General features: G+C 64.7%; 12 protein-coding genes. 10 read left to right on the forward strand and 2 right to left on the reverse strand.

From position 1 onward, the window contains the following. The first annotated feature begins 253 nt into the window (after positions 1 to 253). On the forward strand, positions 254 to 1,090 hold the full coding sequence (locus AB1411_15225; protein MEW6544947.1) for a hypothetical protein: 837 nt from the start codon (positions 254 to 256) through the stop codon (positions 1,088 to 1,090). A gap of 3 nt (positions 1,091 to 1,093) precedes the next feature. Here the strand turns inward: AB1411_15225 and AB1411_15230 are convergent, their stop codons facing one another. Continuing rightward, on the reverse strand, positions 1,094 to 1,408 hold the full coding sequence (locus AB1411_15230; protein ID MEW6544948.1) for a tetratricopeptide repeat protein: 315 nt from the start codon (positions 1,406 to 1,408) through the stop codon (positions 1,094 to 1,096). A gap of 214 nt (positions 1,409 to 1,622) precedes the next feature. Between AB1411_15230 and AB1411_15235 the strand changes: the two genes are divergently transcribed. The 6 genes from AB1411_15235 to AB1411_15260 all read left to right on the forward strand — a co-directional run bounded on the left by AB1411_15235 (position 1,623) and on the right by AB1411_15260 (position 6,806). After that, the gene (locus AB1411_15235) at positions 1,623 to 2,567 is read left to right on the forward strand and encodes a histone deacetylase (GenBank protein ID MEW6544949.1); all 945 of its coding nucleotides are present in this window, start codon (positions 1,623 to 1,625) and stop codon (positions 2,565 to 2,567) included. 75 nt (positions 2,568 to 2,642) lie between these two features. Beyond that, complete coding sequence (locus AB1411_15240) at positions 2,643 to 3,914, forward strand: multiheme c-type cytochrome (GenBank protein ID MEW6544950.1); 1,272 nt, start codon at positions 2,643 to 2,645, stop codon at positions 3,912 to 3,914. 27 nt (positions 3,915 to 3,941) lie between these two features. After that, positions 3,942 to 4,817, forward strand: a complete 876-nt coding sequence (locus AB1411_15245; protein MEW6544951.1) for a sulfurtransferase — start codon at positions 3,942 to 3,944, stop codon at positions 4,815 to 4,817. A 101-nt stretch (positions 4,818 to 4,918) separates the two neighbouring features. After that, entirely contained in the window at positions 4,919 to 5,272 is a 354-nt protein-coding gene (smbP, locus tag AB1411_15250) for a small metal-binding protein SmbP (protein MEW6544952.1), read from the forward strand. Between the two features lie 114 nt (positions 5,273 to 5,386). Beyond that, entirely contained in the window at positions 5,387 to 6,178 is a 792-nt protein-coding gene (locus tag AB1411_15255; protein MEW6544953.1) for a nitrilase-related carbon-nitrogen hydrolase, read from the forward strand. A gap of 67 nt (positions 6,179 to 6,245) precedes the next feature. Next, positions 6,246 to 6,806 carry a YqgE/AlgH family protein gene (locus AB1411_15260; protein ID MEW6544954.1) on the forward strand — a complete coding sequence of 187 codons (561 nt, stop codon included), beginning with the start codon at positions 6,246 to 6,248 and terminating at the stop codon, positions 6,804 to 6,806. Positions 6,807 to 6,861: 55 nt separating this feature from the next. Here the strand turns inward: AB1411_15260 and uvrA are convergent, their stop codons facing one another. Next, positions 6,862 to 9,684 carry an excinuclease ABC subunit UvrA gene (gene uvrA / locus AB1411_15265; GenBank protein ID MEW6544955.1) on the reverse strand — a complete coding sequence of 941 codons (2,823 nt, stop codon included), beginning with the start codon at positions 9,682 to 9,684 and terminating at the stop codon, positions 6,862 to 6,864. 242 nt (positions 9,685 to 9,926) lie between these two features. On the opposite strand from uvrA, the gene AB1411_15270 reads away from it, so the two are divergent. The 3 genes from AB1411_15270 to AB1411_15280 form a co-directional block, all read left to right on the forward strand. Further along, a complete protein-coding gene (locus tag AB1411_15270; GenBank protein MEW6544956.1) occupies positions 9,927 to 12,008 on the forward strand; it encodes an ATP-binding protein in 2,082 nt (693 codons plus the stop codon). Next, positions 12,001 to 13,443, forward strand: coding sequence for a sigma-54 dependent transcriptional regulator (locus tag AB1411_15275; GenBank protein MEW6544957.1), 1,443 nt, complete (start codon positions 12,001 to 12,003; stop codon positions 13,441 to 13,443). Before AB1411_15270 ends, AB1411_15275 begins: the two co-directional genes overlap by 8 nt. A gap of 537 nt (positions 13,444 to 13,980) precedes the next feature. Then, a partial coding sequence (locus AB1411_15280) for a twin-arginine translocation signal domain-containing protein (GenBank protein MEW6544958.1) occupies positions 13,981 to 14,074 on the forward strand: 94 nt, incomplete at its 3' end.

The following is a 14,074-nucleotide window of genomic DNA, read 5'->3' on the forward strand; positions in this document are numbered from 1 at the left end:
AAATTAATTTACATCTTTTAAATCAATAAGTTGCGAGCGCTGTCCGGGCGAGAAACGAGAAAAAGGACGGCGCGGGCGGGAGCCGCTCGTGGACTGGTCGCGAGCGGGTGCTACAATGGCGGTCAATCCTCTGGGTCGCGATTCCATGACGGAGCAAGAGATTCATCGGGTCGTGCAAGACATGAGCGTGAGGACTTCCTACGGCCGTGCGGTGGTCGCGGAGGTCGCTTTTCCGGAAAGATGAGAGGAGACGATGCGGCGAGCCCGCTCCAGGGCCGTGCACCGGCTGGTCCCGTGTAGCATCGGACGGGAGAAGGCGGCCCGGCTGCACGTGGCGACCGAACAAGTCCACAGGTGGCAGCGGGAGATGAAGTCCCGGTCCGGCCCATTGCACGATCTCTGGTTCGACCGAGCCAGCCGTCTTCGCATCGATCATCTGGTTGAGCGGCTGAGCGGTCGGGATCGCGGCGCGCGGGAGTCCGCCTTGGCAGAGGCGGAGCTTGCTTCAACGTTCGTGCGTGCGGGCGTTTCGGTCCGGTTCCTGCCTGAATCTCAGGCCAGGACCGCCGACCTGGAATGTCACCTGGGGTTGGACCGGTTCTTCGTGGAGGTGACGGCGTTGGTGGGAGCGGGCCGCTTCCGTAAGCGGGGCTCATTCGCCAGCCGGTTTGCTCCTCCTGAGCTTGAGGGCGACGGGGACGGTCATTGGCTGGTTGGTCTGGTTCTTGGCCGGATCGCCCGAAAGGCGCAGCAACTTGCCGATTACTGTTCGCCGGTCGTCCTGGCCGTCACGCTCCCGTCCGGTGAACAGCCGGGCGACCGCCGCGCAAGGGCCGGACTGGACCTCAGGAGGCTGGCCGGCTCGATCACCGTGCTGCTCCCCCTGGTCCGGCAGATCAGCGCGGTGCTCCTCTCCCTGTGGGACATCGAGCCGGCTCCACGTTCCGGCGCGAGGCTGGCCAACGTGTATGTGGTGGAACGGTCTTCACGGCAGGCGGCCAGTCCCCGGGCCCGCTTGCTGATCATCAACCCGGTGGCTGGCTTCCCGCTCAGCGAGCGGCAGGTGGCGGTGTTGAGGAACCTCCTCTAGCCGTTATCCCAAGCGTTCCTTCAACAGCGCGAGGTTCTTGGTCACCATCGCGTCCCCGTTTTTCGTGGACACGAGGATGCCTTGGTCGCAGACCGTCCGGCACTCCTCCAGGCGACCGAGCCCTTGAAGGGCTTGCGCCAGGGCGTAATAGGCGGCGGAATAGGTCGGCTTCACCTTCACGCACTCTTCAAGGGCTTTGGCCGCTTCCTCGAAGTTGGCGTCCTCCAGATAGGCTTTTCCGAGCCCGAACCAGGCCACCTCGTCGCTCGGGTCCAGCGCAAGCACCTTCTTCAACGGTTCGATCCGGGGATTGGGCATAGGCTGGCTCTCCGCGCGTGGACCATGTGTCGGTGCACTCTACAATGGCCTGCGCCTCGTTGTCTACGCAGTTTCAGCCGTGCTACGATGCGCAAAAATGGCTGTCAACGATCAGCTCTCAGCCCGTGGTTTTCCGAAGCTCTCCGAGTCCAAGGTCTGAGATCGCTTGTCGTTGGTGTGATGGCTGAATGCTGAGCGCTGAAGGCTCCCGGGTATGGCTAAGACCGGCTTCGTCTACCATCCGGACTATCTGAACCACGACATGGGCGCCGGCCATCCCGAGTCCCCGGAACGGCTGCGGGCCATCGTGGCCCGGCTGGAGGCTGGCGGGCTGATCGGGCGGCTGACACGCATCAAGCCGGCGCCGGTGGCCGATGAGTGGATCACGCTCATCCACGAGCCGGCCTATCTGGCGTCGTTGAAGGCCAAGGCCCCGTCCAGCGGCCGGGTCTCACTCGATCCCGACACCCCGATCTGCCCCGGTTCGTTGCCGGCCGCCTACCTGGCCGCAGGAGGCGGGCTGGCGGCGGCCGACGCAATCATGGCCGGGCAGGTGCAGAACGCCTTCTGCGCGGTACGGCCTCCCGGCCACCACGCCGAGCGGAACCGGGCGATGGGCTTCTGCCTGTTCAACAACGTGGCGATTGCCGCCCGATACCTGCAGCGGCGCCACGGGGTCAACCGTGTGCTGATCGTGGATTGGGACGTGCATCACGGGAACGGAACCCAGCAGGCCTTCTATCGCGATCCCACGGTTCTGTTCTTCAGCACCCACCAGTATCCCCACTATCCGGGTACGGGAGGCGCAACGGAGCGCGGGGAGGGGCAGGGGGAAGGGACGACGATCAACGTCCCGATGTCGGCCGGGGAGGGGGATGACGGCTATCGCGAGATCTTCGAGCGGGTCCTGGTACCGGCGGCGGACGCCTTCAAGCCGGACTTCGTGTTGGTCTCGGCCGGCTTCGACGCCCATCGGGAAGACCCCTTGGCGGGCATGGGCCTGACCGAGGACGGGTATGGGGCGTTGACGAAGATCGTGCTCGACATCGCCCGTCGCCACAGTCAGGGGCGCGTCCTCTCTTGTCTGGAGGGAGGATACAACCTGGCGGCCCTCTCCGCCTCGGTCGAACGGCATCTCCTCACGATGCTGGCCGCATGAGGAGCGCGAAGGCGTGAAGCATCGCTCCACAGATCGCTTCCCGCTCCCTGGCGTGTCACGAACGGCGTAACCGCTATGCGACGGTCCTGGAAGCTCGTGCTGGGTTTGGCCGTGACGTCCGGCCTCGTGTATCTCTACTACACGGAAGTCAAGCCGGTCGTGATCTTCGGGCTCCGGTCTGACTATGCCAGGGCGATCCCCTACCAGAAGGTGCCGGAGGGAATCGAAAGTCTGCGGGCCGAATCTTGCGGAGCCTGCCACCGGGAGATCTACGAAGAGTGGAAAACCAGCGTCCATGCCCGCGCCTTCGAGGACCCGTTCTTCCAGGCCTATTGGAAGAAGGACCGGAACATCTGGGTCTGCCTGAACTGCCATGCCCCGCTCGAGAACCAGCAGCCCATCGTGATCAAATCCATCCCGCGCGGGCGGGTCGAGAAGGCGGTGCAGGAGCCCAACCCCCACTATGATCCGGCCTATCAGAAGGAGGCCGTCACCTGCGCCGCCTGCCACGTCCGGGACGGGGTCGTCCTGGGCCCCTTCGACGACTCCGCGGCGCCTCATCCGACCGGGTTCGATCCGGCCTTCCGCACCACCCAGGTCTGCTACCGCTGCCATAATGTCGTGTCCGGTCCGGCCCAGTTCTACAACGTGGGGCCTTGCGGGACCTACGCGGAGTACGAAGGCAAGTTCTTCATGAAGGAGAAGGGGTTCATCTGCCAGAGCTGCCACATGCCCGAAGTGGAGCGGCCGGTGGCGGAGGGAGGCCCGATCCGGCTCGGACGCCGCCACCTCTGGCGGGGAGGCCACGACCAGGAGATGGTCAAACAGGCGGTGGCCATCCAGGTGCAGGCCGAGCCGGCCTCGCCGAATCCGGGTGATCGGGTGGACGTGACCCTGACGCTGATCAACGCCGGCGCCGGCCACAAAATTCCGACCGGCGATCCGGACCGGCACTTCACGGTGGACTTCCTGGTGCGGGACGGTCAGGGACGGACGGTGACGCAGCAGAGCCAGACCATGGGACGGTGGATCCTGTGGCAGCCGGTCGTCCTCGAAGTCTACGACAACCGGCTCCTGCCGCTGGCCAGCCGGGAGTACCGGTTCTCCTACCGGCTGCCGGAGACGTCCGCCGGCCTGACCTTGAAAACCCTCGTGCGCTACCATATCCTCACCGAGGAGCAGCACGAGATGCTGGAGCGGAAGTACGGGCTGACGGGGCACGATCCCTACGCCTTTACGATTTACGAACGGGATCTCCCGCTGTCGGACGAGCTGGCCGTGGCGCTGGCGCAGGAGCCGTCCGATCCGCGGCTGAGCTGCCCGGCCGGCGGCAAGAAAACGGGGTAAGCGGGACGAACCAGACAGGAGCGGAGCATGAACCATCCCTTTTTGATCGACACCAATACCCTGGACCAGAACCTGGGCCGTTCGGATCTGGTCGTCATCGACGTGCGCGGCAAGGCGGCCTTCGCCTTCAGCGGCCACATTCCCGGGGCCGTGCACGCGACCTGGCACGAGTTCAGCGATCCCAACGCGGCCGCCAAGGGACTGCTGGATCCGGACGTCGGGCGGCTGGAAAAGAGGATTCAGACGCTGGGCATCAGCAACGACAACGATATCGTCATCTACTCCAACCCATTCGACAACTGGGGCGACGAAGGGCGGATGTTCTGGATGCTCCAGTACCTGGGCCTGACCAAGCTCCGGATCCTGGACGGGGGCTGGGTCAAATGGGTCGCCGAAAAACGGCGTTACGAGTATGGACCGGCGAATCCCAAGCCCGGCACCTTCAAGGCCTCGCCCAATCCGGATCTGATCGTGCTGAAGGACGAGCTGAAGAAGCTGGTGAAACGGCCCCATCCGGAGGCCGTCATCGCGGACGCCCGCAGCCTGGAGGAGTATGCGGGCAAGGAGATGCAGGGCATCCCGCGGCCCGGGCACATTCCTTCGGCCGTCAGCGTGCCGTGGAACGTGTTCCTGAACGCCGACGCGACGGTCAAGGACCTGGACGTCCTCCGGGCCGGCCTGGAGGAGAAGGGGCTGGACCCCGGCAAGGAGGTCATCTGCTACTGCACGGGCGGCGTCCGGTCAGCCTGGCTCTACTTCGTCCTCAAGCTGGCGGGCTATCCGAAGGTGAGGAATTATCCCGGGTCCTGGTGGGAATGGAGCCGGGACTTTGCCGCACCCGTCGAATCGGATGTGAAGTTGCTGCGCAAGATCGTCGGACACGACGAGGCCAAGCCGTCTTGACACTCCAAAAAATCGCGTGTTATCGTCCGCCAGACAACCGAATGCTCCCGTGGATGGACGCGGCGGGCATCAGGGAACTCATCCGGATGAGGAGGTGCAAGATGTCTAAAGCAATCGTCCTGGGATCCGTGGTCTTGGTTCTGATGGCGGCGCTCGTGAGCGTTCCGTTCCTCTCCTCTGTCGCACTGGCAGCAAAGAGCCATGCTGCCGAGGCGGTCGAGCACGCCAAGGAGGCCGTGGCGCACGGGAAGCAGGGCCATGCCGACGCGCTGGTGAAGCACGCGGAAGGGGCGCTGAAGCATGCCGAGGCCGCGCAGAAGGAGAAGGCCAACCCGCACCTGGCCGAGGGCATCAAGGGGTTGAAAGACGCGATCGAGCACGGCAAGGCCGGCCATGCGGACGTGGCGACCAAGGCGGCGGAGAACGCGGTCATGCACCTCTCGGAAGTGAAGTAATTCTCTTCGGCACGAGGCGAGGGGCAGGGGGCGAGAGGTTCTCTCGGTTCTTGCCTCCCGTCTCTGCCGATTCCCCCCCAAGCCTCTCGCCTCTAGTCCCTTGCCAGGTCTTCCATGCGCGTCGGGTTCTTTCAGTTCGGTCCGGTCTTCGGCGAGGTCAAGCGCAACTTGGACCTCGTGACCGACCGGCTGCGGAACATCCGGTGCGATCTGCTCGTGCTGCCGGAGCTGTTCGCCTCCGGATACCAGTTCGTCTCGAAAGAGGAGGTCGAATCGCTCGCCGAGCCGGTGCCGCAGGGGCCGACGACCCAGCGGCTGCTGGATCTCTCGCGCGAGCTGGACGTCCATCTCGTGGCGGGGCTGCCCGAGCGGCAGGGGGACCGGTGCTACAACTCGGCGGTCCTCACCGGTCCCTCCGGCTTTCTTGGGCTCTACCGCAAGACGCACCTCTTTTATGAAGAAACGCTCTTCTTCGCCCCGGGGGACACGGGCTTCCAGGTCTGGGACATCGGGCCGGCAAAGGTCGGTCTGCTGGTCTGCTTCGACTGGTTTTATCCGGAGGCGGCCAGGACCCTGGCCCTGAAGGGCGCCGACCTCCTCTGCCACCCATCCAACTTGGTGCTCCCGCACTGTCCGGACGCGATGGTGACCCGGTGCCTGGAAAACCGGGTGTTCAGCATCACGGCCAACCGCATCGGAGCCGAGGAACGGGGCGGCAAGGCCAAGCTCACCTACATCGGCAGCAGCGAGATCGTGACGCCGCAGGGAACCGTGCTCCGTCGCGCACCGCGGGATCGGGAAGACCTGGCGATCGTCGAGATCGATCCGGCCGAGGCCCGCAACAAATCGCTCAATCCCTACAACGACCTGCTCCGCGACCGCCGCCGGTCCCTCTACGAGCTGTAGCCGACCTTGCCTTTTCCCAAACCGATGTTACCTTGTGGACCGTTCGCCTCCGCGGTAGGATTACGTCATGGCCATGTCGCTCGGCAAAGGCATCTTTCTGGTCGCAACCCCGGCCTTGCGGGATCCCAACTTCCGCCAGACCGTGGTCCTGCTGTGCGAGCACGGGCCGGAGGGGGCCCTCGGGGTCGTGGTCAACCGGCCCACGGGGATGCTGGTGGCCGAGGCTTTGCCCCAGATCCCCGTGTTGGAAGGGCAGGGCCACCTGCTCTATTCGGGCGGGCCGGTCCAGCCGAACCACGTGCTGATCCTCTACCGGCTGGCCCAGGAGCCGGCCAACACGCATCACGTGTTCGACGGGGTCTACCTGGGCGGCGACATGAATGCGCTGGAGCGGGTCCTCACGTCCCCGAGCGGACCGGACGCGTTTCGCGCCTACATGGGCTACTCGGGCTGGGGGCCGGGGCAACTGGAGAACGAGATGAAGACCGGCTCCTGGATCACCCTGCCGGCCGATCCCTCCGTGGTCTTTGAGAAGGATCCGTCACGGATCTGGCCCGACATCCTGCTTTCGTTGGGCAAGCCCCTCGACCTCTACGCCGAGATGCCCTTCGATCCAAATTTGAACTGACAACGCTGAACGATGAACGCTGAGCGATGAATGAGGAGGTTTCCTCGAGGTTCATTCATCGTTCAGCATTCAGTACTGCTTTTAAGAAGCGTCCCGTGTGCGAGTCCGGCGCAAGCGCCACCTGCTCCGGACGGCCTTCGGCGACGATCCTTCCTCCCGCTTCCCCTCCCTCCGGGCCCAAGTCGATGATCCAGTCGGCCGCCTTGATCACGTCCAGGTTGTGCTCGACCACCAGGACCGTATGGCCCGCGTCTACGAGTTTGCCGATGACTGCGAGGAGCTTCTTGACGTCCTCCAGGTGGAGCCCGGTGGTCGGCTCGTCCATGATGTAGAGGAGTCCGCCGGCCGTACCCCGTCCGCGTGGCGGGGCCTCCCGCTGGCTCGCCAGCTCGGCCGCGATCTTGAGACGTTGGGCCTCGCCGCCGGACAGGGTCGTGGCCGGCTGGCCCAGCCGCAGGTAGCCCAGGCCGATGGAGGCCAGCAGGTGGAGCTGCTCGCCCAGCCGTGTGGCGCCGGAGAACAGGGCCTGGGCTTCGGTGACCGTCATGCCGAGGACCTCGTGGATCGTCCGGCCGCGGAACTTCACGCCCAGCACGTCCGGCCGGAACCGCCGCCCCTGACATTCCTCGCAGGTCACGTACAGGTCTTCGAAGAAGTACATCTCGAGCTTCTCGTAGCCGTTGCCCTGGCACCGCTCGCACCGGCCGCCCGGGGTGTTGAAGGAGAAGTGGGCGGCGGTGAGCCCCCGGCGCCTGGCTTCCGGGACCGAGGCGAAGAGCCGCCGGATCTCGTCGAAGGCCTTCAGATAGGTGATGGGATTGGAGCGCGGCGTCCGGCCGATCGGCTCCTGGTCGATCAGCCTGGCTCCCCGCAGGTGCTCCAGGCCCTTGATCGCGCTGAACCGGCCCATGGGAAGCGATTGGACCCGAAACGCCCGGGCCACGGCCCGATAGAGCGTGTCCTCCACCAACGTGCTCTTCCCGGAGCCGGACACGCCGGTCACGCAAACCAGCATCTGGAGGGGAATGCGGACCGTGAGGTTCTTGAGGTTGTGTTCCCTGGCGCCGGTGACGATCAGGGAGCGGCCGTTGCCCCTGCGCCTGGTCCGGGGCACGGGAATCGCTTCTTCCCCGCGGAGGTACCGGGCGGTCAGGGCGCGGCGGTCTGCCGCAAACTCGGCGGATGGTGCCGCACAGACGACCTCGCCGCCCTTTTCGCCGGACCAGGGGCCCAACTCCACCGCGTAATCCGCCGCCTGGATCATCTGCCGGTCATGCTCCACGACGACGACCGTGTTGCCCGAGGCAGCCAGGTCCCGGAGGATGCCAGCCAGCGTCGCCGTGTCACGGGCGTGGAGACCGATGGTCGGCTCATCCAGCACGTACAGGGTGCCGACCAGCCTGGCTCCGAGCTGGTTCGCGAGGGCGATCCGCTGGGCCTCCCCGCCCGAGAGGGTCCTGGTCTGTCGAGAGAGGGTCGGGTAGCCGAGCCCGACCCGGAGAAGGAAGCTGAGCCTCGTCCGAAGCTGCCGCAGAATGTCCTTGGCGACCGATGCCTCGAACGTCGGCAGCTCGAGGGTTTCCACCCAGGTGGCCGCCTCCTGGATCGTCAATTCCATGAGCTGGTGGATGTTCCGCTGCGCGACCTTGACCGCCAGGGCCTCGGGCTTGAGCCGGGACCCGCCGCAGGCAGGGCAGGGGAAGGGGGTCCGGTACCGGCTGAGGAAGACCCGCACGTGCAGCTTGTAGCGCTTCTGTTCCAGATATTCGAAGAACTGTTGGATCCCCTCGAACTTGCCGTCCCCTTTCCAGAGAAGCGTCCGCACCGGTTCGGGCAATTGGCTATAAGGGGTGCTCAGGCTGACGCCGCGCCGCTTCATGGCCAGCAACATCTGCTTCTGCCACCAGTCCGTGCCCGGCTTGCTCCAGGGCTCGATGGCTCCGTCGGCCAGCGAACGGCCCCGGTCCGGCACGACCAGGTCCTCGTCGTACCGCAGGATGTTGCCGAACCCCTTGCACTCGGGACAGGCTCCGAGCGGGTGGTTGAACGAGAAGAGGACCGGCCGGATCGGAGGGAAAGTCCGGCCGCAGCGCTGGCAGCGGAAGGCGGCGCTGTAGGTCTGCGTCCCCTGTCCGATCACGTCCACGGCGCAGAGGCCGTGGCCCTCGCGAAAGGCCGTCTCCACCGCTTCGGTCAATCGGCCCCGGTTGTCCGGGCGGAGGGCCAGACGGTCCAGCACCACCAACAGCTCCCGCCGTCCAGCCCGGGGAATCGAGATCCCCGGCTGCAGGTTCAGAATCTCGTCCCCGCACTTCAGCCGGACGAACCCGCGCCGGAGCAAAGATTCCACCAGGGCCCGGTCATGGCCTGGCCCCAGGTCCTGAATCGGAAAGAGCACCATGGCCCGTGCGTCGGAGAAGCGGGCGAGCAGGTCGTCCGCGACGGCGCCCGGGTGAAAGCCGCGCGCCTCCTGCTGACAGTCGGGGCAGACCGGGCGGCCCGCCTTGGCGAAGAGCAGACGCAGGAGATCCGCCACCTCTGTGGCCGTGGCCACGGTCGAGCGGGCCGTGCGCACCGGATTCTTCTGCTCGATGGCGATGGCCGGACGGATGTTGAGCAGCCGGTCCACGTCGGGCCGGTCCACCCTGTCCAGGAACATCCGGGCGTAAGTCGAGAGGGACTCGACGTAGCGCCACTGGCCCTCCGCGAAGAGGGTGTCGAAGGCGAGGGAGGACTTGCCGGAGCCGGAGACCCCGGTGACGACGGTGACCGCGTTGTGCGGGATCCGCAGCGAGATGTTCTTGAGATTGTTCTGCCTCGCCCCCTCGACGACGAGATAGGTGCCGGGGGACCTGGGGGAATTGGGGAAGCTTGCCATGCGAGGTCTCTTGCTGGAGCGGTACAACGAATATCCTAGCGAATCTGACGGCGGCGGAACAATGACAAAGTCTGGCAGCGTCCCGCATGGGCGGAGGCCATCCGGGGCGAGCGCCGCCCGCATCGAAAAGGGCAGGGGTTGCAATTCGCGGCTAAGAAACCTATTCTAGGTGTCTCTCGAGCAGCAGGAACTACTCAATGGGCAGCTAGGACCACGTCGCTCCTCCGAAAAGGACGCCGCTCATGACCGGTTCGGTCTGGTCATTTTGGCACCGGCTTCGCGTGCAGCAGAAGGTGACGGTGATCCTCCTGACCGTTTTCTTCCCCCTGCTGGGCGCGATCGCGCTCCAGACCGTCTCGGCCGGCCGCGCGTTGACCCTGCACGAGCAAGTACGGCAACTGCTTCTCGCGCGTGAGCAAGTGCAGGTTCTGCGACGACTCGCCGTGGACATCGAAGATGCGTTCCGCGGCTATTTGCTCACCAGGCAGGAAGCGTTCCTGGGCCCGATGCAGGAAGCCGAGCCCAAGCTTCAATCCACCATCGGCAGCATCAACGCGTTGGCGGAAGGCGTCCCCGAGCTCCGCGAGGATATCCGACGCGTCAGCGAGGGGCTTGACTCGCTCCTCGAGTCGAAGCACCAGCTCATCCGACGCGTCCATGCCGGGCATTTCGACGAAGTCATCACGTACGTGCGCTCCGGCAAAGGTCTCGCCCTTTCCCAGGCGGTTCGGAACGAGTTCCGTTCGATCGAGGACGGGCTGGAGAGCCAGCTCCGACGCCTGGAAATTCGGCAGGCGACTCTGGCGCGCGACACGTTCTGGGGCTTGCTGTTGGTGGTGCTGGGGGGCGCGGCGCTCGGGCTGGTCGGAGCGCGGCTGCTGACCCGCTCGATCACCAAGCCCATCTCGCTGCTGCAATCCTCGGTGGTCTCGCTGGGGGAACGGGTCGAATTGGACCAAGAGCCGGAGCCGATCTCCATCCGTTCCACCGACGAGATCGGGCAGCTGGCTCGATCCTTCGAAGAGATGGCTCAGCGCGTCCGCGCGCACCTCCGCGAGTTGGAAACCATCAACGCCATTGGGCACGAGATCAACATGATCGGCGCCGACGGATTGGCTGGAGTGCTCGGGCGGATCACCGACCGTGCGTCCGAGTTGCTCCAGGCGGACGTCTGTCTGGTGATGTTGCGCGACAGCGAAATGGGGTGCTGGGTGGTCGAGGCGGCGTCGGGTGAGTGGAACGATCGGCTGCACAAGTCGGTCATGTTGTGGGAAGAGTTCCCGATCTCGGTGCAGGCTTTTGAGACTAGGCAGCCTGCTTTTGGCGAAGATTTGCAGGCCGACGCACGGCCGGAGGTCGTCCGGCGCAACCTCATCGGTCAGAGCATGTTGTCGGTTCCGCTCCTGTCGCGGGGCGAGCCGTTCGGCGTGCTGGTGCTGCTCCAAAATCGTCCGATGCGTCGGGAGGCTTGGAACCTCCGGCTGGCGGAGGGGTTCGCCGAAGAGGCCGCCGTCGCCATCGTCAACGTCCGCCTCTACGAGGCGGTGCATCAGCAACGGAAGGGGCTCGAGTCACGCCTCAGACAGTTGGAGCACATGGCCGAGATGCTGGCGCACGACCTCAAAGGGCCGGGCGAACGGATGGAACGGCTGGCCGGCCTCATCAGATCGAAATACAGCGAGCACCTCGATGCGCGCGCCCAGCGATGGCTGCAGCTCGTGGAGGAAGACGGCAAGGAGCTGATTGCGCGTGTGGAAAATCTCCTGGCGGTGGCTCGCGTCGGCGCGCGGAAGGAGCCCGTCGAGGCGGTGGATCCGGGGATCGTGATCGAGGGGGTGCTCAAGGCCAGGGCCGGCGAGCTGGAGCAGAAACGCGTTCATGTAGAAATCGAGAGGGGATTCCCCCTGCTCGCCTGCCATGCGGCTTACCTCCGGCAGGTGTTTGACAACCTGATCGGCAACGCGATCAAGTTTGCCGGAGACGCTCCGCAGCCGGTGGTCCGGGTGGCCTGCGAGCGGAAGGGAGCGAAGGCGCACATCTCGGTCAGCGACAACGGTCCTGGAATCCCGCCGGCGCAGCAGGAGAAGGTGTTTCAGCCGTTCGTCCGTCTGCAGCCGGACAGGACCAGGGGGAGCGGGATCGGCCTGACCATTGTCAAGCGCATCGTCGAATGGTATGGAGGACGGGTCTGGATCGAGTCGGACGGGCGGTCTGGCTGCACGGTGACGTTTACGATCCCCATGCTAGGCGAATTCTTCGTCAAATCCCCACAGGAACGGACGTGCGGGACCGGTGAGACGATGGGGGAGAACCGCGATGCCTGACCAGGCACTGGACTCCGTCACCAGTCGCCAAAAGGCGAAGACGTTTACGATCTTGCTCGTCGAGGACAGCGCCTCGGACACGGAATTGCTGCTGAACGCGATCGAGGAGGCCGATCTGAAGGCTATCAAGGGCGACATTGACTTCGAGGTGCGGTCGAGCGCCGAGGGAGCCCTACAGGCCTTGGCCGAGCGGCCGATCGATCTGGTCCTGACCGACATGATGCTGCCCGGGATAGACGGGCTGGACCTGGTCGCCAAGATTCAGGAGATCGACCGCAACTTGCCGGTCTTGGTCGTGACCCGCGTCAACGAAGTGCCGGCCGCTGTGGATGCGCTCCGACGCGGGGCGTACGATTACGTCTTGAAGCCGGTCAACCCCGATGACCTGGGTATGCGCCTGCACCGGGCCATCCGGATCTCGGAAATCCTTCGCCGCAATACCCTCTACGAGCGGGTGATGCAGCAGGAGTTGACCGAAAATGGATTGGTCGGGGTGAGCGAGGCCCATCGGCAAATCTTGAGCCGGGTGCGGGAGGCCGTGCAGGGCCGCGCCCCGGTGCTGATCGTCGGAGAGACAGGCACCGGGAAAGGGCTGATCGCCCGGATGATCCACGCCGAGAGCGAGGAACGGGACAAGCCGTACCAGGTGATTGATTGCACGACGTTACCGGAAGGAATGGCGGAGAGCGAGCTGTTCGGGCACGTGCGCGGAGCCTTCACCGGCGCGATCGCGGACAAGCCGGGGCTCATCGAATTGGCCAACGGAGGCACGGCTTTCCTGGACGAAATCGGGGATTTGCCGCTGCCCTTGCAGGCCAAGCTGTTGCGGGTCCTGGAGGACAACGAGGTGCGCCCGGTCGGAGGGACCAGGATCAAGCGGGTGGACATGCGGTTCATTGCGGCGACCAATCAGGACCTCGAAGAGAAGATCAAGACCGGCGCGTTCCGCAAGGACCTCTTCTACCGGCTCGCGGGCATCGTGATTCGGGTCCCGCCGCTGCGGGAGCGTCCCGAAGATATCCCGGTCATTGCCCGCCATCTCGTGGGCCAATTCGGACGGGAATTGGGGAAGCCCGACTGCGCGCTGGAACCAGCCGCCTTGACGGAGCTCTCCACCTATTCCTGGCCTGGCAACGTCCGCGAGCTGCGCAACGTCGTCGAACGAGCCGTGATGCTGGCGTCTGGAGATCGAATTGGCCGCTCCGATGTCAAGGTTCTCCTTCCTGAGTCCAGGAAGGCCCAGAGCGCAATGGATTTTTCGGGTTACGTCTCGGACACCTATGAGCAGGGGAGGAAGAAGATCCTGGCCGAGTTCACCAACGCCTTCCTGAAAGCCAAGCTGGCGCTATACGCCGGCAACGTGGGCAAGGCGGCTGAGCATAGCGGGATGACCCGCCAGCACTTCTCCTTCCTGATGAAGCGGTTTCTCGACTGACTGAGCCGCAGAAGAGCAGCCTCCGCTGACGGTTTCACTTCGGTAACGCTTCTCTATCCCCTTACTGATCCAGCTCCAGCCATTTCCTTTCCCGACTCTCTCGAAGGTTTCGACCTGGTAACCCAAAAGGTCGATGCGGCGCTTCCGGCCCCAGGTTTCCTCGCTTTTCGTCGTAATTCCTTTGCGTCACGCCCTGAATATGACAGGAAAGAAGAATTCTGCAGAGGTTCTAACATGGCGAATTGCCTGACGACTTTCAATTTGATCCAGCCTGGAGCGAAGACATTCCCTTACCCGAATCGATCCGCGACTTTACAGACCAGTAACGTCCCATTGGATCGATCGAAAATCATAAGTTTTATCAACGTCTTGCGTTGACTCTCGCCGGCAACTCCTCCGGCCGCTCCTGGCAATGGTCTTGCTCAACTGCTGTGAGGGCAGCGTGTGTGCTGATGCGTGCTGAAGGGGGGTGGTAGTCAGACAAGTTCGGACAGTGAGATGGCAGACTCGGAGAACTTCATTCAGGAGGTGTAGACGATGTTCTTATCACGACGGCAATTCTTGAAAGTCTCGGCTGGCACGGTCGCGGCCGCGGCGATCGCCGACAAGGCCCTCGCCCTCACGGCCCTGC

Source organism: Nitrospirota bacterium (assembly GCA_040757595.1).
Classification (GTDB): Bacteria; Nitrospirota; Nitrospiria; order Nitrospirales; family Nitrospiraceae; genus JBFLWP01.